At 72.9% G+C, this 20,959-nt stretch carries 15 protein-coding genes; 6 read left to right on the top strand and 9 right to left on the bottom strand.

Annotated elements, in window-relative coordinates:
• Positions 1-19 precede the first annotated feature (19 nt).
• From ABZ154_RS22460 to ABZ154_RS22420, 9 genes are all read right to left on the bottom strand, one after another.
• Entirely contained in the window at positions 20-1,789 is a 1,770-nt protein-coding gene (locus tag ABZ154_RS22460) for a VgrG-related protein (protein ID WP_356835236.1), read from the bottom strand.
• Positions 1,786-2,508 carry a LysM peptidoglycan-binding domain-containing protein gene (locus ABZ154_RS22455; protein ID WP_356835234.1) on the bottom strand — a complete coding sequence of 241 codons (723 nt, stop codon included), beginning with the start codon at positions 2,506-2,508 and terminating at the stop codon, positions 1,786-1,788. The genes ABZ154_RS22460 and ABZ154_RS22455 overlap by 4 nt, the downstream gene beginning before the upstream one ends.
• A gap of 67 nt (positions 2,509-2,575) precedes the next feature.
• Positions 2,576-3,001: a phage tail protein gene (locus tag ABZ154_RS22450; protein ID WP_356835232.1), complete on the bottom strand. Its 426-nt coding sequence runs from the start codon at positions 2,999-3,001 to the stop codon at positions 2,576-2,578.
• A 55-nt stretch (positions 3,002-3,056) separates the two neighbouring features.
• Positions 3,057-5,972 (bottom strand): hypothetical protein, encoded by a 2,916-nt coding sequence (locus tag ABZ154_RS22445; RefSeq protein ID WP_356835229.1) that lies wholly within the window; start codon positions 5,970-5,972, stop codon positions 3,057-3,059.
• A 262-nt stretch (positions 5,973-6,234) separates the two neighbouring features.
• Entirely contained in the window at positions 6,235-6,393 is a 159-nt protein-coding gene (locus tag ABZ154_RS22440) for a DUF6760 family protein (protein WP_018492281.1), read from the bottom strand.
• Positions 6,390-6,896 (bottom strand): hypothetical protein, encoded by a 507-nt coding sequence (locus ABZ154_RS22435; protein ID WP_356835227.1) that lies wholly within the window; start codon positions 6,894-6,896, stop codon positions 6,390-6,392. Before ABZ154_RS22435 ends, ABZ154_RS22440 begins: the two co-directional genes overlap by 4 nt.
• Complete coding sequence (locus ABZ154_RS22430) at positions 6,893-7,333, bottom strand: phage tail protein (RefSeq protein ID WP_007457189.1); 441 nt, start codon at positions 7,331-7,333, stop codon at positions 6,893-6,895. The genes ABZ154_RS22435 and ABZ154_RS22430 overlap by 4 nt, the downstream gene beginning before the upstream one ends.
• Positions 7,334-7,383: 50 nt before the next feature.
• Complete coding sequence (locus ABZ154_RS22425; protein WP_356835225.1) at positions 7,384-8,925, bottom strand: phage tail sheath family protein; 1,542 nt, start codon at positions 8,923-8,925, stop codon at positions 7,384-7,386.
• 785 nt (positions 8,926-9,710) lie between these two features.
• Entirely contained in the window at positions 9,711-11,069 is a 1,359-nt protein-coding gene (locus ABZ154_RS22420) for a hydrolytic protein (RefSeq protein ID WP_356835276.1), read from the bottom strand.
• Between the two features lie 225 nt (positions 11,070-11,294).
• Here ABZ154_RS22420 and ABZ154_RS22415 point away from each other — a divergent pair, with 225 nt between their 5' ends.
• The 6 genes from ABZ154_RS22415 (at position 11,295) to ABZ154_RS22390 (ending at position 20,895) form a co-directional block, all read left to right on the top strand.
• Positions 11,295-12,020 (top strand): LuxR C-terminal-related transcriptional regulator, encoded by a 726-nt coding sequence (locus ABZ154_RS22415; protein ID WP_356835224.1) that lies wholly within the window; start codon positions 11,295-11,297, stop codon positions 12,018-12,020.
• A 280-nt stretch (positions 12,021-12,300) separates the two neighbouring features.
• Positions 12,301-15,495 carry a hypothetical protein gene (locus tag ABZ154_RS22410; protein WP_356835222.1) on the top strand — a complete coding sequence of 1,065 codons (3,195 nt, stop codon included), beginning with the start codon at positions 12,301-12,303 and terminating at the stop codon, positions 15,493-15,495.
• A complete protein-coding gene (locus ABZ154_RS22405) occupies positions 15,492-16,199 on the top strand; it encodes a DUF4255 domain-containing protein (RefSeq protein ID WP_356835220.1) in 708 nt (235 codons plus the stop codon). The genes ABZ154_RS22410 and ABZ154_RS22405 overlap by 4 nt, the downstream gene beginning before the upstream one ends.
• Positions 16,196-18,337 (top strand): ATP-binding protein, encoded by a 2,142-nt coding sequence (locus ABZ154_RS22400; RefSeq protein ID WP_356835218.1) that lies wholly within the window; start codon positions 16,196-16,198, stop codon positions 18,335-18,337. The genes ABZ154_RS22405 and ABZ154_RS22400 overlap by 4 nt, the downstream gene beginning before the upstream one ends.
• Positions 18,338-18,545: 208 nt before the next feature.
• Positions 18,546-19,343 (top strand): 3-hydroxybutyrate dehydrogenase, encoded by a 798-nt coding sequence (locus tag ABZ154_RS22395; RefSeq protein WP_356835216.1) that lies wholly within the window; start codon positions 18,546-18,548, stop codon positions 19,341-19,343.
• A gap of 160 nt (positions 19,344-19,503) precedes the next feature.
• Positions 19,504-20,895 carry an MFS transporter gene (locus tag ABZ154_RS22390; RefSeq protein WP_356835215.1) on the top strand — a complete coding sequence of 464 codons (1,392 nt, stop codon included), beginning with the start codon at positions 19,504-19,506 and terminating at the stop codon, positions 20,893-20,895.
• Positions 20,896-20,959: the final 64 nt, after the last annotated feature.

Genomic DNA, 20,959 nt, shown 5'->3' with positions numbered 1-20,959 from the left:
GGATGAGGGGACGGGAGCGTCAGTTGATCCGGATGAGCTTGGCCTTGAGCACGGCGAGCAGCCCGCCGTCCACGGTGACCCCCGTCCTGCCGTTGATGGTCACCGAGCGGCCCTTGACGTCGACGTTCCCCGTGCCGGCGTCGAGCGTGATGCCCGACGAGGAGAGGGTCACGGAGCTCTGCGGGCGCCTGGAACCGGGGGCGAACACGGTGAGGGCGATCTCGTTCCTCCGCTCGTCGAGCGTGACTTCGAGCCGCTTGTTGCCGCTGGCCAGCCGGACGCCGGACGGGCCGCGCGGAGTGTCCAGCAGCTCCAGCCGGTTGCCCGAACGCGAGACCAGGGAGCGGCGGTTGACCTTGCCGCTGGTCTTGTCGACGAGGGGTACGTCGTGCTCCGAGGGGCGGTCGATCCCGTTGTACAGGCCGCCCAGCACATACGGGCTGTCCAGCAGCCCCTGCTCGAAGCCGACCAGGACCTCGTCGTTGACCTCGGGGCTGAACACCCCGCCGCCGCCGTTGCCGCCCCACTGCACCGTACGGACCCAGTCGGTCACGTAGGTGTCGTCGAGCCAGGGGAACTTCAGCCGCACCCAGCCCCGCTGGCCCTTGCCCTCGCGGATGTCGGTGACCACGCCGATCGCGAGGCCCGGCATGCGCGGACCGCGTGAGGGGGCCCCGCCGCCGGTCAGCCCGGCCAGGGAACGGTCGGGCGAGGCGCTGACGATCACGGTGGTGCGGTAGCCGCCGTCCGGTTCGAGGACGTGGTGGGCGGCGGTGGCGGTGTAGCGGCCGGAGAAGGTCGGGCCGACGTTGCCCAGGGCCACAGGTGCTCCGGCCCGCAGCTGCGGATTACCGAAGGCCACGGCCTCGATCTCCCCGAACCCCGAGCTGACCGAGGCCGCCACCGCACCGGCGACGGCCGTGGTCTCGGCCTGGGTCCGGTACGGGGTGTCGGCGACGGTCACGCGGGCGCTCGCACCGAACGCCCCGGCCGCCACCGACGGGCTCATCCCGGGCGTCACGGTCGTGGAGCGGACGGACTGCTCCCGCGCCACGAGCCGCGTCTTGGTGTCGACGTTCCAGCCGCGCACCTCCACATCGCCCGCCCCGTCCGAGCCGGTCACCACCGCCCGCAGCGCGAGCAGGTTGTCCCCGTACTCCAGAACCATCGGGTTCTTGGCGGCCCGGGTGTCGGGCGAAGGCGCAGAGGAGGCGGGCTTCGGCTTGGTGAACTGGAGCAGGCCCTGGTCGTCCACCCGCACGTGTGCGCCGCTCTCGGCCGCCAGGTGCTGGAGGAACTCCCAGTCGGAGACGTTGGGCTGGGTCAGCTGCTTGTACGTGATCGGCGCCGCCTCGACCTTGCCGCAGGCCAGCCCGGCGCCCGCCGCGACCTTGCGGACGATGTCCGCCGTCTTCATGTTCCGGTACGCCACCACCTTCCGGCCGCGCTGGAGCCGGTGCGCCTTGGAGAGCGCGCGGATGACGGTGAACGTCCCGGTGGTGTCGTGGTCCAGCTCGATCGCGGTGACCTCACCGGTGAACAGCCGCTCGCGGACCCGGTCCTGCACGGTGACGACGGAGATCTTCAGCGGCGTACCGAGGGTGATCCCGCTCTCGCTGAGCAGATCGTGGTCCGGGTCCCGGTACATGAGCACCGCCGTGTCCGGCAGCCCGACGTTCTCGTCGACCACACAGCTCACCAACTGGGCGGCCCAGCCCAGCGGTAGCTCGGCGGGTATCTCCACGATCGGATCGGCGGCGAACGAACGCCCCGGGGAGGCGGGGCTCATCGGCCGCCCTCCGCGAGGTGGTCTTCCAGACCGGGCACGAGGAGCTCACTGCCGGGGATCAACTGCATGGGGTCGTCGATGTCGTTGGCGTCCGCGATCGTCCGCCAGGCGGTGGCATCGCCGTACTCGCGCCAGGCGAGCAGCGGCAGGCTGTCCCCGGCCACGACCCGGTGCGTACGCCGCGCCTCCTTCGAACCCGACGTGGGGTTCTGGCCCGCGGGGTCGACGCTCGCCTCCTCGATGGACAGGGAGCAGGTGGCGCGCAGCGGCTTCCCGTCCACGTCGAACAGGGTGTAGGAGACGGAGAGGTTGGAAAGCACACCGTCGAACGACGTCGTCCTCGACGTCCCCCAGTCGAACCGCACCCAGGGGCTCGCGGGGGTCTTGCGCGCGAGGCTGGTCGGCGTGGGGACGCAGGCGGTCATCAGCTGCTCCACCGCCTTCTCCACGGAGTTGTCATGGGTGGCCGTCGCGTCGAGGAAGACCTCCAGGGAGAGCGACCGGGGACCGCTCCCGACGAACTCGGGCAGCGCGGACTGCCCGGCCATCCGGGACGGAGTGCGCCGCCACTCGGTGCTCTTGCTCAGCGACAGCTTCGAGGGGTTGAACTGGAGGGTGAGCTGGGCGAGTCTGCCGCCCGGCTTGGCGCCGACGGTCGACGGCGGCTCCATGATGGTCAGTTGGGCGCGCGCACGGCTCGCACGGAGAGCGGGTGACATGGCGTTCCCCCTCCTTCCTGGTCTTCCTGGACTTCCTGGTCTGCGGGAGTGGTGGTGCGGTGGTACATCAGGAGGGCTCCAGGCCCTCGTGGGCGATCTCCAACGTCTCCATCGCCGCCTGGGAGTTGGCGGGGTCGAAGGACGGGCCCTGCCAGCGCACGGGGACGATGCCCTGCACCTGCCAGCTGATGATCCGGCTGAGGTCCGGCCGCAGCGCGACGATCTCGCCGTCCTTCGGCTCGACCCGCTGGATGGTCTCGTTCAGCCAGCGCGCGATCTTCATCGTGTCGGCGGTGACCGGGCGGGTCAGCGTGATGTTGGTCCAGGTGATGCGCCCCGGCAGCTGCCAGGTGAAGCCGTTGTTGCCGCCCTCGGCGTACGTCTCCATCTCGACCTCGGCGCCCAGGCCCGAGCAGGTGTGGAACGCCCCCAGGTCACTGCCGCCGATCACGAGCTTGAAGAACACGCTCGTCGCGAAGATGTTGTCCGTCATGCCGTGTCTCTTCTTCTCTGCTGATTCCTACGGGAGGTGCCGGGTGGAGCCGCTGTCAGCGGCGGCCGTCGTGGAGCCGCCCGGCTCGTTCCCGGCCGCGGCGCATGTCGGCGCGGATGAGCCGGCTCACGGGGTCGAGGAGACGGCGGGCCAGCTCCTCGATATCGGCCCCGGAGAGGCGGCTCGCGGTGCTTGTGGCGTTGCCGGCCGGTGTTTCGGAGGTGGGGGCGAAGCCGGACCTGTCGTCGTCGGCACGCTGAACGGCCCTGAGGGCACCCTTCTGTGTGCCTTGCTGTGTGCCCCGTTGCGTGCCCTTTTGCGGGCTCCTCGGCGGAACGGCCTTCACCGGGACGCCGGTGATGCCGGCCTGGGCGGCCGCGCGCTGCAGCACCTGTGCCTGCGTCGGGGGCTGCCCCGTGTGGGCGCTCGTACCAGGGACGCCCGGCCCGGAGGCCGGTGTGTCCGGGCGCGGCGGAACCCGGACGGAGAGGGCAGGCGGCCCGGCCAGGGGGGCGTCGTCGCCGCCGGGCGCCGGGCCGGCGGGCGGAGGGCCCGCGGGGTCCGGCACCACCGGCAGCGGCATCCGCTGGACGGGTACGACGATGGCTCCGGGCGGGGCCGCCACGGGGGGATGGGGGCGGACGACCGGGGCCGGGCGGACGACCGGGGCCGGGCGGACGACCGGGGCGGATTGCGGGGGTGCGGTGGGGGAGTGCGGGCTGCGTGTGCTGTGCCTGCTGTGCATGCTGTGCCGGGAGGGGGCTGATCCCGACGGCGACGCCGACGACTGCGGTGTCTGCCCTGCTGTGCGGACATGGGGGCTGGGCGTCGACGGGGTGGGGGACGACGCATCCCGTGTCGGACGGCGCTGTACGAGCCGCTGGAGCGCGCCGCCGATGACGGACCCGCCCCTGGCCTGGGCGGCGGAGGACTTCGTGGTGCGATCGGCCTTGGGCGCCTTCTGTTCGGGCGCTGCCTTCGGCGCGGCCGTGACCTGTGGTCCGCCGCCTTCGGTGGTGGCGTGTTCACCGGTGGTCGTGCGCCGGGGAGCGGGGTCCGCGCGCACGGCACGCTGGACGGTGGCGCCGGGCATCGGGCCTGCGGCTGTCGCCGCCGGGCCGGGGGTACGGGAGCGGGGCTTGCTGCGCCGGGGCGTCGCACCCGCTGACGTCCGGCGCCTCCCGGCCTGCGGGTCGCCGGTCCGGGTGCTGCCGGTTCCCGTACTGCCGGTTCCCGTACTGCCGGGCGGCGCGCCGCCGGCCCGGGTGTCCGCTGTCTGCGCGTGCCCGGTCCCTGGCGCGCCGGGGGCCGTCGCACCGGAGCCGGTCGTCCCGGGTCCCCGCTGCTGTACGTCGCGGCGCCAGGTGGCTGCCACGACCGGGCGGGTCGTGCTGCCGCCCGCTGCCGTCCTCGGGGCGGCCGAGAACCCTTCGGCCGCACCCGTGTTCACCTTCAGGTCCCGGCCCGAGAGCAGGGTGCGCGAACGCTGGACGGTGGGCGACAGTGCCGCGGTACCGGCGGAGGGCGTGGCGAAGGACCGTCCGCCCCCCTGCTTCTTGCCGATGTTCCGGATACGGACCGGGGCCGGGGGGGTGGCCGGGGAAGCTGAGGTTCCGTGTGCGGGCGTCCCCGTGCCCGTACCCGGCCCCATGCCCGGCCCCGCCCCCGTGCCCGAAGGCGTACGCGTGTCATGGCGTCCGCCGTCCACCGCGAGCTGTACGGGCGCGGGGGCCGAACGCACCGGCATCGCGGACGGCGTGCTCGGTGAGGCCGACGGAGGCACGGCGGCCCGCGGAGGCGTGGCCTTCGATGCCGATGCCGGTGCGCCCGAGGGGCCCGGCTGCGTACGACGACGGTCGCCGAGGAGCGGCGCGTCACGCTGGACCCGGGCGGTCGACGGGAGCGAGGTGAGGGGCGTGCCGATCCCGCCCCGCGTACGGGCACGGGGGCCGGGTGCGTCGGCGGGCTGCGCGGGCCCGGGGGCGCCGGGGCGTTGCGGCGGGCGCGACGTGCTTGCCGGTGCCTGCCCCGGCGGGGGCGTCACGGCCGGTGAGGCCGGTGCGGCTGCCGCCGACGTCTCCGACGTCTGTCGCTGGAGCACCGGCATGGCCGCCGCCTCTTGCCCCGCCGGGGCAGTCGGCGCGGCCTGTCCTTGCCCTGCCGGGCCGGAGGGGATGGCCCCGGAGGGCAGCTCCCGCAGGGGCTTGCCCAGAGCGGGGCGTACGGCCTCGGGGGCGGGAGCCGGTGTTCGGCCGGGGCTCTCCTGCGGCGCGGGGGCGACCGGCTGCTCAGTCTGCGGCTGAGCCGCGGCGCTCCGCTGCACGGTGTGGGGAACGGCCGGTGCGGAAGGAGTGGCCGGGGTGGCGGAGGTGGTCGGGGTGGCCGGGGCAGCCGGCGGCAGGCCGGTGATCTCCCGCAGCCGCATCGCCGGACGGCGGGCGACGATCAGGGGCGGCGCGGTCCGCCGAGGACGTACGGCGTCGGGACGCGCACGCTCGACAGCCGCCGTGGCGGGCGCATCTGTGACCGAGGGGGCCGAAGAAGCCGGAGCCGCACCGGCCTTCGCGGCCTGCCGCACGGCCGCCGCGCCCGCGCCCGCAGCAGAGGCGGTGCCCGGGCCTGAGCCACGTGGGGGCCCCGCCTCCGTCCCCCGTACTGTCTTCGGCGGCGTGCCGCCCGACCGCTGGAGCGGGGCACCCCGCCCCGGCTTCCGGCCACCCACGCGCCCCGCCGCCGCAGACGGCAGATCCGCCGCAGCCGAACCGGCCTCCGCCTCGCCCTCCGGCTCCGGCCGGGCCGCCCGCAGCAGCAGGGGCCCTCCGGGGGAGGCGGAGCGCGCGGAGCCCGGGCGGGTCACGCCATGGATGAGGCCCACCGGGGCGGACGGCAGCACGGCGTGGCCGAGTTCGCCGCCGAGGGCGGGGTTCTGCCAGGAGGCGAGCTGGGACCGGAACCGCAGTCCGTCGCTCACCCCGATCGATGACCGGGCGACGGTTACCGAGGGCGGGGCGACCTGACGCCAGCCCCCGTCCCAGCCGGAACCGGAGGCCTCAGATCCGCCAGCCTCGTGACCGGAGGCCCCGGGACCTGATTCCGTCGAGCCCGATCCTTCAGGACCGCCACCCGTACCACCATCGGCACCTGCACCGACCCCCGCCCCGGCCCCGTCCCCCGGCCCTTTGCCGGGCCGTTGCCGGTCCGTTCGGCGCAGCCAGTCCCCGAACCCCACACGATCACCCGCCTTCGTTGACGCGGGTGTTGATCCGCGCTATCTCCCGCACCCACTGCTGACGTTCAGCGTGGGTGAGGTCGAGAATGTCCTCACGCTGCCAATGGAAGTGGTAGGCGACGTACGCGATCTCCTCCCGCAACCGGGGAAGCGCGTACGTCACGATTCCCCCAGGCGCCCACCCGAGAGGTCCACCTCGAACGAGCCGTGGCAGAGCGGGCAGGTCACCGCGGCGTGCGTGTGGCCCTCGCTGTTGATCCGACGGTAGAAGTCCTGGAGGAACGCCACGTCCGTGGCGTACATCCGCTCCACGATCCCGGCGTGCACATCGGTGACCGTGCCGAGCTGGGTGATGACCTGGCTCAGCAGCACCACGGACAGGTACGCCGGATTCTCCTTCACCCGCAGGTCGATCTGCGGGCGCAGCTCGTCCCGGGCCGTCGCGAGCCGCATGGTGCCGTGCCGGTGCACCTGGCCCTCGTCGTCGACGTACCCGCGCGGCAGCTCGAACGCGAACTCCGTCTGGAGCGTGTCCCGTTCGCGGGAACGGTCGCGGACCGGGGCTGGCGCCGGGGCGGCCCCCTCCTCGCGCGGGGCGGGCGTGGCGGCGAGGTTGTCCAGGACCTCTTCGAGGCCGCCACCCGGCGAAACGGTCCGGCGTCTCATTCGACCACGATCTCCTCGAAGGTGATGGTCACCGTCTCGGTAGCGGCACTGGACTCGCCGGCCTTGAGCGAGGGGCCCTCCCACTTGGAGGCCCAGCCCTGCATCAGCTGGATGCGCCGGACGGTCTCACCGGTCGAGTCCTTGATCTCGATCGTGAGGTTCTGGCGCGCGGTGTCGACGGCTCCGTTGTTGAGCGTCTCCTTGATCCAGGTGGTGAACTCGCTGCTCTTGTCGAGCCCGCGGGTGATCGTCACCTCGCCCGCCTGGCGCGCTCCCGGCTGCTTGCGGATGATCTGCTTGCCCTCGGCGGTCACCTGACGGACCTCGACGACTTCTTCCTCGACGGTCATGCCGCTGATCTCCTGGATGGACTCCACGAGATAGCCGCCGAGCTGTACGCCGAAGACGTGGGTGGAAAGAGCGTCGCCCTCTGCCATGACGGTGTGTCACCTGTTCCGATCGAAGTGGTGGGACGGGACCGAGACGGTCACTCGTCGATGAGGCTGGTGCTGTCCGAGAACTGCGCCAGGCGGAAGACCACGAACTCCGCGGGCTTCACCGGGGCGACGCCGATCTCGCAGACGACCTGACCGAGGTCGATCGACTCCTGCGGGTTGTTGCTCCGGTCGCACCGGACGTAGAACGCCTCCTCGGCCGTGCGGCCGAACAGCGCACCGCGTCGCCACTCCTCGGTGAGGAAGGCGGTGACGTTGCGCCGGATGCTCGACCAGAGGCGGTCGTCGTTCGGCTCGAAGACCACCCACTGGGTGCCCAGGAGGATGGACTCCTCCAGGTAGTTGAAGAGCCGGCGCACGTTGAGGTAGCGCCAGGCCGGGTCGGAGGAGAGGGTGCGGGCGCCCCAGATGCGGATGCCGCGGCCGGGGAAGGCGCGGACGCAGTTGACGCCGATCGGGTTCAGCAGGTCCTGCTCGCCCTTGCTGAGCCGGATCTCCAGGTCCACCGCACCGCGGATGACCTCGTTGGCGGGCGCCTTGTGCACTCCGCGCTCGCCGTCGCTGCGCGCCCAGACACCGGCCACGTGACCGCTCGGCGGGACCAGGGAGTTGCGGCCGCCGGCCGGGTCGAAAACCTTGACCCAGGGGTAGTAGAGGGTGGCGTAGCGCGAGTCGTAACCGGCTTCGTCGTTGCGCCAGGTGCGGACCTGCTGGGCGTTCAGGCTGGGCGGCGTGTCCAGGACGGCGACCCGGTCGCCCATCTGCTCGCAGTGCGAGATGACCGCGAGCTGGACGGCCTTGACGGCCTCGGCGTCGATGTCGCCGCGCTGGTAGGCGCTCATGAGGTCCGGGACCGCGACCATGGTGATCTCGTCGATCGACTCGAGACCGGAGAACCCCGTGCGGGCGGCGGCGTCACCGACGTACTCGGACGCGTCGAGGCGCGCGACGCCGGAACCGGGGGCGCCGGTGGCGGGGGCGAGAGCGACGGTCTGCTTCTCGGGGCGGCTCTGGGCCGTGCCGGGCTGCTCGGTGACCTGGATCAGCTTGGATTCGCGGGCCTGGGTGACCAGGTAGCCCTTGACGTTCTTGCGGGTGGAGACGTCGTACGTCTCCACGACCTTGCCGGCCTGGCGGACCAGCAGCTTGAAGCGGTCCTCCGGAGGGTTCTCGCCCTCGGGGTCGGCGATCTCGACGGAGAGGCCGTCGCCCGTGCCGGACTTGGCGGCGACCAGGAAGCCGCCGAGGGCGGCGGGCGCCGGGGCCTGGGCGACGGCGCCGGTGGCCGCGGAGCCGGGCGCGCCCTGCGCGGGGCCGCCGATGCGCACGATGTAGGCCGCACCGCCGCCGTTGGCGAAGAAGCCGTAGACGGCGTGGGTGAGGTAGGTGTCGGCGGTGAAGGTGCCGAACGTCTGGACGTACTGGTCCCAGTTGGTCACCAGCGTGGGCTGGTGGAAGGGGCCCGTCTCGGCGAAGCCGACGAAGGCTGCGACCGCGGTGCCGACTCCCTCGATGGGCCGTGCTCCGGACTGCACCTCCTCCACGTATACACCGGGGGTGAGGTACGACGGCATGCTCGCTCCTTCGGGGTGGTCACTCGTTCACCGATCAGTCTTGCCCGGCGGCGGTGGCGGGGAGTAGGCCTCGGAGTCCTGGGCGCGGGGCAATGACGCTGCCTTCCCGGTCACCCGCGCGGAGGTGAATGCTGCCCTCGGCGGGCCGGCCGCCGCGCTCGCCCTTTTCGCGCGGGGCAGGGCGCATTCCGGGGGCCGAGGTGAAGGGGAGGAGAACAGGGGGTCACGAAAATGTTTCCGCTGCCGTGCTTCTCCCGTGCTTCTCCCGTACCTCTCCCGTACCTCTCCCGTGCCTCTACCGGACTGCTCCGGCCGTCGGTCCGGAGTTCTGCCGGACTTACGGGTGGCGGCCGGTGGTGGGGATGTGTTCGGTATCTCTTTTTCTCGGTGAACGTGCCATGCCGAAAAACCGTACGGGGCTCCCCGGGAATCGTCAGGGAGCGACGGGATTCGGCCAGAATGCGCCAAGAAGGTGTGGTCGTCCGGCTGGCTTCCGTCGATGGAAACGGGCGCCCGAGCGTTCCGATCGGGCGCCCCGCGTCCCCCGTCGGGTCGTCAGAAACGTCTCTGATCAGGTCCGTTCGTGCTCCGGCCCGCCGGAACCGGATATTCTTCTCAGGTCGTCCGCGTCGGGGATGACCGAGTTGGTATGTACCTATGGCGTATTCAGGAGGATGAATCCGCCATCGCTCGGCACGCCGGGTTTCCTCCCGGGCCGGGTTTCTGCTGTTGTCGTCACTGATACGCGGAGCGCGGCCCCCGGCGCTGCTGTTTCCGCTGCAGTTCTACCGCGCGAGATCGCTGAGTACACCGCTGACGTTAACCACCTGGTGGCAGCCCGAAGCCTGCGTTCCGGTCGCCGGAGTGCCGGGCTTGGCACAGGTGACGGCAGCGGTGACCGTGGCGTTCTCCGGAACCTGAATGGGGGTGACCCAGTGATAGTCCTGATTGCGGAAGGTTTCCAGCGCGATGGTGGTGATCTTCCGCTCTCCGAAGGAGATGGTCAGCACTCCCTCGTCGCCCTGGAAGTTCGCCACCACGATGTCCGTGATGCCGAAGACCTTGCCCGCCGGAACCTTGTACGTTCCCACTCCTTCGACCCCGGCCCCGGTCTCCACGTCGATCGTCGCGGAGCTCTGCTCGGTGCCCCCGGCACCCGTGCCGCCCGGTCCGGCGCCTGCCCCCGGTCCCGTACCGGAACCGCCGTTACCCCCGGGTGTACCCGGCGCGTCCGGACCGGTGCCCTGGCCCTGGCTTCCGCCCGGGACGTCCGGGCCGCCCGGCGCTGGCGCACCCTGCTGCTGTCCGCCGCGGGCGGCCTCTTCCTCCGCGGCCTCGGTCACCGCCTGCTTCGCGGTGCTCTGCACCGCCGGCCGGACCAGCGCGAACCAGGCGAGCAGCAGTGCCAGCAGCGCGGCCAGCACGATCAGCAGCCACTTGGGCAGGACGGGCAGCTGGAGGAACTCGCCGGGGACCGGCTCCGGAGGCGGGAGATCGGACGGGGCGGGCTCCGTCCGGACGGGCTCCGTGCTCCCGGTCTCCGCCCCGGCGGTCTCGACGGCCGCCACGGCCTCGGCGGCCTCCACCTCGAACGGCCAGGTGACCGGCTCGCCGAACCAGATCAGCCTGCCAGCACGGACCTTGAGCCGTATCTCGGCCGACTCGCCCGGCTCCAGCCGCTTCTGACCCGGAGTGAAGCCCAGCCGCAGCTCCTCCCCGGCCTGCCTGCCGGTGAAGGCGACGTCGACCGGGGTGTTCCCCCTGTTCTGCACGGCGGTACGGAAACGGGCGCCCAGCCAGCCCCGGCGGCGGCGCGGCTCCAGCTCGGTGCGCAGCTCGTGGAAGGGCTCGACGGTGACCGTGCCCTCGGGCACCACCACCGACTCCGGGTGCTCCGCCGGCAGTACGCGGACGGCCAGCGGGGTCTCGCCCGCCCTGACCTCGTGGGAGCGAGGAGGAGCGAAGGTGAGGGTCACCGTCTCGGAGGTGCCCGGGTAGAGCGACACGCGGGCCGGCTCGACGGTGCTCCACGGGGCGCAGTCGCCGACGACTCCGAGCGTGTAGGCCTCGACGATGTCACCGTCGTTGCGCACGGTCAGGGTCGTCGTCGCGGTACCGCCGGGCGACACCGTCACCGTGGGCATTTCGAGTTCGGCAGATGTGGTCACCCTGCGACGGTAAGCCGCCCCGGCGGCTGCGCAGCAGGGTCGCGAGGGCAACGAGCGGGCAGGGGGGATGCCCCGAAAGCACACCGGTCCGGTGGTGCCGCGACCCCGCCCAGGGCACGTGCCCCCTGCCGAAGACCGGTGCGTTCGGAAGCGGAGACGTGCATATCGGCCGGCAGTACCTCAGAAAGACGGCGCGGAACGATGACAACGGCAGACACGAAGAGCAGAACGACGGAGCGCGGGCAGTACCGCAGATCCGACGCGGACCGACGGGCCGCCCGGACCGTTCCCGGGGCTGGGGCCGGCGGCAGGGTCACCGTGGCGGTGTACGCGGAGGACCTGATCCTCCAGACCGGCATGGTCCACCAGTTGCGGTCCCGGCCGGAGATAGAACTGATACCGGAGGCCGAGGCGGACCGCGCCCAGGTCTCCCTGGTGGTGGTGGACATGGTGGACGATGCCACCGTCCAGCTGCTGCACCGCCTCCAGCGCAACACCTCCACCCGCACCGGGCTGGTCGTCGGCTTCTTCGAGTCGGGCGCGCTCCAGACGATGATCGAGTGCGGGGTCGCCGCCGTGCTGCGGCGCGGCGAGGCCGACCAGGACCGGCTGGTCCACCTGGTCAAGGCGATGGCCAACGGCGAGGGCGTCCTCCCGGGCGACCTGCTCGGCAAGCTCCTGGACCATGTGAGCAGCCTCCAGCGGACGGTCCTGGACCCCCGCGGGCTCACCCTCTCCACCCTCACGGCGCGGGAGGCGGAGATGATCCGGCTGGTGTCGGAGGGCTTCGACACATCGGAGATCGCGCAGAAGACCTCGTACTCCGAACGCACCGTCAAGAACGTGCTGCACGAGGTCGCGACCCGGCTCGATCTGCGCAACCGAGCCCATGCGGTGGGTTACGCGATGCGGCACGGACTGATCTGACCGGACCGGCCGGACCTGGCTGATCCGACCTGACCGTTCACGGCATCGACCCGTACGCGCCGTCGTCGCGGGGGGGAGTTGCCGGGCGATCTCGGACCGGGGGGCGGGGAGGGGCGCGCCGCAAAGGGCAGCGGCTCCTTCCCCCGGTCCGGGTACTCGGGGCCTGTCTTCCTGCCCCGCGCGAGCGCGATGCTCGACGGTGGAGCGTCATCAACAGACTGTGAGGTGGGCCGTGACCGGCACTGCTGGCCCGGCGAAGCATTCCCGGTGGAGCCGACTGATGGGCGCCGTGGTGCTGCTGGCGCCGCTGCTGGTGGTCGGTTCGGCCGCCACCCCGCACGGGGCGACCGACGCGGTCGCCGCGGCGGCCGAGGCGGACCCGGCGGAGGCCGGGCGGATCGCCTTCGCCGGTACGGAGCACCGCAGCCTGGGACGGGCCAACGGCGAGAAGACCACCGACGCCCTCTTCGGGGACAGCCGCCCGACCCACTACGACCAGGACCCCTCCGCCCGCGGCGGGGTGCTCGTCTTCACCAGCCTCCGCGACAGCGCGCGGCCCCAGGTGTACGTGCGCGACGCGGACGGGACCGTACGCGGGCTCACCACCGACCGGGACGCGGCGAACCCGGAACTCTCCCCGGACGGGCGGACCGTCGTCTTCGACTCGGCCGAGCCCGGCCCCGACGGGAGTGTCCAGCGCGACCTGTGGTCGGTCGGCGTCGACGGTTCCGGGCTGCGGCGGCTGTCGGACACCCCCGACAACGAGGAGTCCCCGACCTTCTCCCCGGACGGCACCCGGATCGCGTACGCCTGCGACGGCGACACCTCACGGGGCTGGCAGATATTCGAACAGGCTCTCGCGGGCGGCGAGCGGACCCGGATCAGCGACGGCCCGCCCGGCGACGCGAAGGACCCGTCCTGGAACCCGGTGGGCGACGCCACCCACCGCAGCCGGGTCGCGTACACCCACATCACCGACCCCGACCCGGAGAAGGGCTACCGGCTGCGGGTCACCGAGGGCGTCGGCACCGACCGGCCGCTGCTGGCCGGCGGCCACGCCGAGTGGGGCAGCCACTCGGTCAGCTGGTTGCCGAACGGCGACGACGTCCTCTTCCTCAGCCCTTTCCACGTCTGCGGCTGCGACGACTTCGACCACGTCTACCGGGGTCCCGCCTTCTCCGAGCAGACGCCGGACCAGCTGGTCTCCGAGGACCGGGACGTCGCGTCCCCGACCTGGACCGGCGGCGACAGCGGCTCCGGCGACGTCATCGTCTCCCGGATCAGCTCGTCGGCGGCGCACGTCGTGACGCTCCAGGACGTACGGCAGGACGGCTCCGACCCCCGCGACCTCGGGTTCACCATCCTCGGCGAGGACCCGGCGGCCCGCACCAACACCGACCCGGCGATCGACCCGCTCTTCGACCCGGCGGCCGGGTACGACCCGTGGACCGAGCGGCAGAACTACACGCCCGACGGCCGGCGCATCGTCGTGACCCGCTTCGAGGGCCCGCCCGACGCCCGGATCCAGCGCATCTGGATGGTCGACGCCGACGGCAGCAACGGCGCCGTCCTGCCGCTCGCCGGGCGCGGTGCAGGCGACTGGGACACCGACCCCACCTTCTCGCCCGACGGCACCAAGCTGGCGTTCACCCGCACCTCGCCCGGCGGTGTCGGCGAGGCGGCGGGCCCGGGCCGCATCCTCATCGCCGACGTGGCCACCGGCGCGGTCCTGGACGAGGTCCGCCCGCCCGAAGGCCAGCAGCAGGGCGGCGACGCCCAGCCCACCTGGTCCTCCGACGGCGTCAACCTCGCCTTCACCCGCAACCACACGATCAACGGCCACGGCGGCAACAAGCACATCTGGGTCGTGCCGGTGAGCCGGCTCGACCAGCAGCGGGACCTCAGCGCCACCATCTGCCCCGGCGACTGCGAAGTCATCGACGACAGCCCGGCGTTCTCCCCGGACGGTACGCGGGTGGCCTTCAACCGCAAGGACGGCGGCGGCCGGATCAACGAGCGGGCGGGCGTCCTCATCAAGCCCCTGCGCGGCGGCGGCTGCCGGGTCGTGCTGCCCTCCTCCGAGCGGGACAACCCCGACGGCTGCGACCAGGAGATCCCCGACACCACCGGGACCGGCCCCTTCCAGCCCCGTGACGTGGCCTGGTCGCCGGGCGGCGGCCGGATCGTGCTGACCTCCCGCCGGGAGCAGGCCGTCAACTCGATGGAACAGCTCTCCGTACTCGACCTCGCCTCCGGTGAGCTGACGCCCCTGGACAACGCGCACGCCGGGCGGCAGAAGGAGCCGAGCTACCAGCAGTCGGTCGACCTCGCCGTGACGGCCCCGCCCACCGGTCCCGCCGTGGAGGTCGGTTCCTCGGTCGACGTGAGGGTCACCGTGGTCAACCACGGCCCCTCGCCCTCGCCCGGCACCACGTTCACGGCCGATCCCCCGCCCGGCGTACGGCTGGAGGAGCTGACCACCGACGCCGGTACGTGCGGAGCCGCATCGCCCCAGTGCGACCTCGGCGTCGTCCCGCCCGGCGCGAGCGTGGAGATCACCGCCCGGCTGACCGGCGTGGTGCGGGGCGATCAGCCGGTCGGCTGGTCCGTCACCGGCGCCGTGCTCGACCCGAACCCGACGGACAACGCCACGGGCACCCTCGTACCCGTCCAGGACGTGCCCCCGCCGACCCCGTCACCCACCCCGCCGACCCCCAGCCCCACGCCTCCCACCCCGACGCCTCCCACCCCCACCCCGACACCCGCGACCACCGCGCCCGTACCGCCCCCGCCCGCCGTACGGCCCCCGGCCCCCCTGCCGCCCGCGCCCCTGGCCGGTCCCGGCGTCGTGGTGCGGGCCCAGCCCAGCCCCGGCTACGTCGGCGGCAAGGTCGTCGTCACGTACACCGTGCGCAACGGCCGGAACGCCCCCGCCACCGGACTGCGGCTCCAGCTCGGCCTGCCCGGGAACATCCCGTCCGGCCCCCTCCCGGCAGGCTGCGCGGCCGGACGGTGCACGCTGCCCGACCTGGCACCCGGCGCCTCCACCGTCGTACGCGTCGTCCTCTCCCCGGACCGCGCGCTGCGCACGACCATCACCGCGACGCTCACCACCACCGGCACGGACGCGAACCGGGGCGACAACGTCTCCCGCATCCCGCTGCGCATCCTCCAGCCCCGCATCATCGCGGTGCCCGCCATCGGCAAGCCCGGCTTCGTCACCTCCGTACGCGGCAAGGACTTTCCGCCCGGCGCGCCCGTGAAGCTCAGCTGGAAGCCCGGCATCACGGCCGCCGCCGCGCCGACCCTGCCGAACCAGGACGGCACGTTCATCGCCCAGCTGCTCATCCTGGCCAAGGACCAGACCGGGCCGCGCGTCATCACGGCCGAGGGCCCCGGCTTCAGCCCGGTCACGACGGACTTCCTCGTGGTACTCGGAACCATCACCCCGCCCGACGAGGTGATCCGCCGATGATCCACGAAGTGGACGAAGGGCTACGGCTGCTGCTGGTCGACGCCGGACTCCAGGAGAGCGGGGTCGACCTGGTCTTCGACGCGCCGACGAAGGACTGGTCGGCCCGGCGCAACGCCCCCACGATCAGCGTCTTCCTGCACGGCATCCGCGAGGACGCGGGCAGGCGGCGGACCGGCGCGGCCGAGGAGCACGACGAGAACGGCGTGATCACCGGCTGGCGGACCCCGCCGCGCTGGTTCGAGCTGACCTACCTGGTCACCGCCTGGACCAACCGCCCGCAGGACGAACACCGCCTGCTATCGGAGGTGTTGCGCTGCCTGATGCGTCACGACGTGCTGCCCGCCCGGACGCTCACCGGCAGCCTCGCCGAGCTCGGCCTCACCGTGGAGCTGGAGGCGGCGGGGCCGCGCACCGACGGCCCGTCGGCCTCCGACGTGTGGTCCGCGCTCGGCGGCGAACTGAAGGCCGCGATCGACCTGCGCGTCCTCGCCCCGCTCGCCGGCGAACGGGCCCCCGCGGGCCCGCCGGTCACCGAGGGCCTCGTGATGAAGGCCGCCCCCGCCGTGGACGGCACGGCGGCCGACGACCCGGGCCGCCGCCTGCGGTACGAGGGAGCGGGCGGCCTGGCCGCGGAGGGCTTCGCCGCCGAACGGGAGCGGCAACTGCCGCCCGGCCGGCGCAAGCGGGGGAGCGCGGCACGATGACGGTGACGCGGACCGCGCCGGTCCAGGGGGCGGCCGGCCCCCCGGCGACGACGGACGTCGAGGTGCTGTGGGAGCGGCTGGGCCGCGTCGAGGAGCGGGTCCGGCACGCGGTGGCGGCCCGCCGCGCCACCGACCCGGAGCCGGACGATCCCTACCGGGGGCAGTACCTCACCCCGGACGCCGTCGAACGCATCCTGGAGTCGCGCAACGCGTTCGCGCCCGTATCCTCGTACGGACCGGAGCAACCGGCGTACGGTGCGGAGTCCGGCTCCCGGCTCCACCGGCTGGCCGAAAGCTTCGGCCTGGTTCCCCTCGACGTCGAACTGCTGCTGGTCGCGATGGCCCCGGACGTCGACGCCCGGTTCGAGCGCCTCTACGGCTACCTCAACGACGACCTGACCCGCCGCCGCCCCTCCATCGGCCTGGCGCTGGAACTCTGCGGGCTCCCCGCAGCCGGCTCCGGCCGCTTCCGGTTCCGGCCGTCCGCCCCGCTCGTCGCGGGCGGGCTCCTGGAGATCGGCGAACCCGAACGCCCCCTGCTCTCGCGGACTCTGAGGGTGCCCGACCGGGTCACCGCCCACCTTCTCGGCGACGACGAACCGGACGGGAGGCTGCTCGGCCTCGTCCGGGTGCCCGCCCCCGACGGCACCCCGGACGACCGGCCGGCGGCCCACCGCATCGCGGCCGCGCTCGCCACGGGCAGCGGCCTGGTGCACCTGCTCGACCGGGGCGGCGACCCATCGGGGCTGGCCGTCGACGCGCTCACCGCCGCCGGCCGCCGCCCTCTCGTGGTGGACATCGCGGCGCTCGCGGCGGCCGGTGACCGGGCGGCCGGGCTGGTACGGACCCTGGCGGCCGAGGCCCGCCTCGCCCACGGCGGAGTCGTGCTCGGCCCGCTCGAAGCGCTCGCCCCCGAACGCCCGGAGGGGGCCCGCCTGCTGGCCTCCCTCTGTACGGCGGTGAGCGGCACGCCGCTGATCGCGTACGGGAAGAAGAACTGGGACCCGCTGTGGACCCGGGACAGCCCGGTCCCGGTCGCGGTCCTGCCCCCGGGCCCGGAGGGCGTGGCACGCCGGTGGCGGCAGGCGCTCGCGGATGCGGCCCGGTCGGTGGGGCTGCCGGACGCGCAGGCGCCGGCCGACGACCGCCTGATCGAGGCCACCGCCTCCTACCGCCTCGACTCCGACCAGCTGAGGAAAGCGGCCACCGTCGCCTCCCGCCTTGCCGTACTCGAGCAGCGCCCGGTCCACCCGGACGACCTGCGCACGGCGGTCCGCGCCCAGAACGGCGCCGGCCTCGAACGGCTCGCCCGCCGCATCGAACCCGCCGTCGGCTGGGACGACCTGGTCCTGCCGCCGGGCACCCGTACCCAGCTCACCGAACTCGCCCTCCGCGCCCGCCACCGCGAACAGGTGCTGGGTGACTGGGGGATGCGGCCGGGCGGCGGCCGGGGGCGCGGCGTCATCGCGCTGTTCGCGGGCGAGTCCGGCACCGGAAAGACCATGTCGGCCGAGGTGGTCGCCCGCGAACTGGGCATGGAGCTCTACGTCGTCGACCTGTCCACCGTGGTGGACAAGTACATCGGCGAGACCGAGAAGAACCTGGAGCGGATCTTCGTCGAGGCCTCCGACGTCAACGGGATCCTGCTCTTCGACGAGGCCGACGCGATCTTCGGGAAGCGGTCGCAGGTCAAGGACGCCCACGACAAGCACGCCAACGTGGAGTCGGCGTACCTCCTCCAGCGCATGGAGTCCTTCGACGGGATCGCCGTGCTCACCACCAATCTCCGGGCCAACCTGGACGAGGCGTTCACCCGCCGCCTGGACGTGATCGCCGAATTCCCGATGCCGGACGCCGAGCAGCGCCTCGCCCTCTGGGACCGCTGCCTGGGCACGGCGATCCCACGAGAGGCGGCGCTGGACCTGGAGTTCTGCGCGGCCCGTTTCGAGCTGGCGGGCGGCTCCATCCGGGCCTGCGCGGTGACCGCCGCCTACCTCGCCGCGGAGTCGCGGGCCCCGCTGACCATGGACCAGCTCGTCACAGCGGTTCTCCAGGAGTACCGCAAGCTGGGTCGGCTGGTGCTGGAGAGCGAGTTCGGGCCGTGGCTGGCGAAGGAGCGGGGGCGCGGGCGCAAGTAGGGCCCGCTCCCCCGCACGGCCCGCACCCACCCGGACCGGCGGGATGGGTGAGCGGACGCCATCGCCGTACACCGTCCGCCGTTCCTGGTCTTGTGCGCAGCCGTCCGCCGAACGGCTGGACAGTGGTGACGGCCACCACACCGGTCGTCTCCACTGTGGTGGTCGGTGCCATGGGATGTCCGGTCGGGTATCTCTAGCGTTTCCGGCCATGACGAGCCAGTTTCACGCAGCGTCCGGTTCCCCGGCGCAGGCCCCCGGTGCCGTGGACCTCAGCGGACGCACCGCCCTGGTCACCGGTGGCGGCAGCGGCATCGGACGGGCCACCGCCGAGGCGCTCGCCGGGGCCGGGGCCCTCGTGCACGTCGCCGACCGCGACGCCGACGCCGCCAAGACCGTCGCCGCCGCGACCGGTGGGGAGGCCCATGTCGTGGACCTCGCCGACGCCCGGGCGATCGATGCTCTGCCGAGGGCCGTGGACATCCTGGTCAACAACGCCGGGCTGCAGCACGTGGCACCCATCGAGGACTTCCCGCCCGACCGGTTCGAGCTGATCCAGAAGGTGATGCTGACCGCCCCGTTCCTCCTGATGCGGCACTGCCTCCCACACATGTACGCCGGGGGCTGGGGCCGGCTGGTCAACGTCTCCAGCATGCACGGCCTGCGGGCCAGCCCCTTCAAGTCCGCCTACGTCGCCGCCAAGCACGGCCTGGAGGGGCTGAGCAAGGTGGCCGCCCTGGAGGGAGCCCCGCACGGGGTGACCAGCAACTGCGTCGACCCGGGTTACGTACGGACACCGCTCGTCGAGGGCCAGATCGCGGCCCAGGCCGCCGCCCACGGCATCCCCCGGGACGAGGTCGTGGCCGACGTCATGCTGGACCGGTCGGCCATCAAGCGGCTGATCGAGCCCGAGGAGGTCGCCGCCGTCTGCGTCTGGCTCTGCGGCCCCCACACCTCGTACATCACCGGCGCCTCCCTCCCCGTCGACGGAGGCTGGGGCGCCCGCTGACCCCGGCCCTCGCCTCCGGCCCACCCGTCTCAGGCCCCCACCGAAGCCGGGCGCACCACTGCACCCCCCCGCACCAGCCACATCACCTGCACGACCCCGCACCACCCGCTCGCGCACCCCCGTCCCTGACCGACCCGCCAACGAAACGCGGTGACTCACCATGGGTTCCCCCAGCTCCGTCCCGTCCGGCAAGAGCCGCATCGGCCGGATCGTCGCGGCCAGCCTCGTCGGCACCACCATCGAGTGGTACGACTTCTTCCTCTACGGCTCGGCCGCCGCGCTCGTCTTCAACACGCTCTTCTTCCCCAGCAGCGACCCGCTCGTCGGCACCCTGCTGGCCTTCCTGACGTACGCGGTCGGCTTCGCCGCCCGTCCGCTCGGCGGCGTCGTCTTCGGCCACTACGGCGACAAGATCGGCCGCAAGAAGCTCCTGGTGATCAGCCTGCTCCTGATGGGCGGCGCCACCTTCGCCATGGGCCTGCTGCCCACCCACGCCAGCATCGGCGTCTGGGCCCCGATCCTGCTGACGGTCCTGCGCCTGGTCCAGGGCTTCGCGCTCGGCGGCGAGTGGGGTGGGGCCGTGCTCCTCGTCTCCGAACACGGCGGCGACGAGCGGCGCGGGTTCTGGGCCTCATGGCCGCAGGCCGGGGCTCCCGGCGGCAACCTGCTCGCGACCGGTGTCCTGGCGCTGCTCGCCGCCGTCCAGTCCGACGAGGCCTTCCTCGCCTGGGGCTGGCGCATCCCGTTCCTGCTCTCCGGCGTCCTCGTGATGCTCGGCCTGTGGATCCGGATCTCCGTCGAGGAGTCCCCCGTCTTCCTGGAGGCGCAGAAGAAGGCGCAGGAGCGGGCCGCCGCGGGCGTCAAGGAGCAGGCGCCCGTCGTCGCGGTGTTCCGCAAGAGCTGGCGCGAGGTGCTCCTCGCCATCGGCACCCGCTTCGGCGAGAACATCTCGTACTACATCCTCACCGCGTTCCTCCTCGTCTACGTGACCGTGCACCTGGAGATGTCCAAGAGCGACGCCCTGAACGCCGTACTGATCGGCTCGGCGGTCCACTTCGTCACCATCCCGCTGTGGGGCGCCCTCTCGGACCGGCTCGGCCGCCGCCCGGTCACCCTGATCGGCGCCCTCGGCATGGCCGTCTGGGCCTTCGGCTTCTTCACGCTCCTGGACACCAGGTCGTTCCCGGTGATCGTCCTCTCGGTCACCGTCGGCCTGCTGCTGCACGGGGCGATGTACGGGCCGCAGGCGGCCTTCATCTCCGAGATGTTCGACACGAAGGTCCGCTACTCCGGCGCCTCGATGGGCTCCCAGCTCGCCTCGATCATCGGCGGCGCGCTCGCCCCGCTGATCGCGGTCGAGCTGCTCAAGGACTACCGCTCGTCCGTCCCGATCTCCCTCTACCTCTGCTTCGCCGCGCTGGTCACCGCCGTGACCGTCTGGATCGCGAAGGAGACCCGGGGCCGCGACCTGGCCGAGGACGGCCTGGAGGACTCGGTACCGGCCGCCCCGACCGCCGCCACCCGCAAGGACTCGGTCAGCCTGGGCGGCTGACCCGCGCCCTTGCCCGCGCCGCTCCACGTGGCGCGGGCGAGGGCCCCTTGCCCGTCCGGCCCCC

The organism is Streptomyces sp. NPDC006261 (assembly GCF_040613515.1).
Taxonomy (GTDB): Bacteria; Actinomycetota; Actinomycetes; order Streptomycetales; family Streptomycetaceae; genus Streptomyces.
This window is presented reverse-complemented; position numbering and strand designations above follow the sequence as displayed.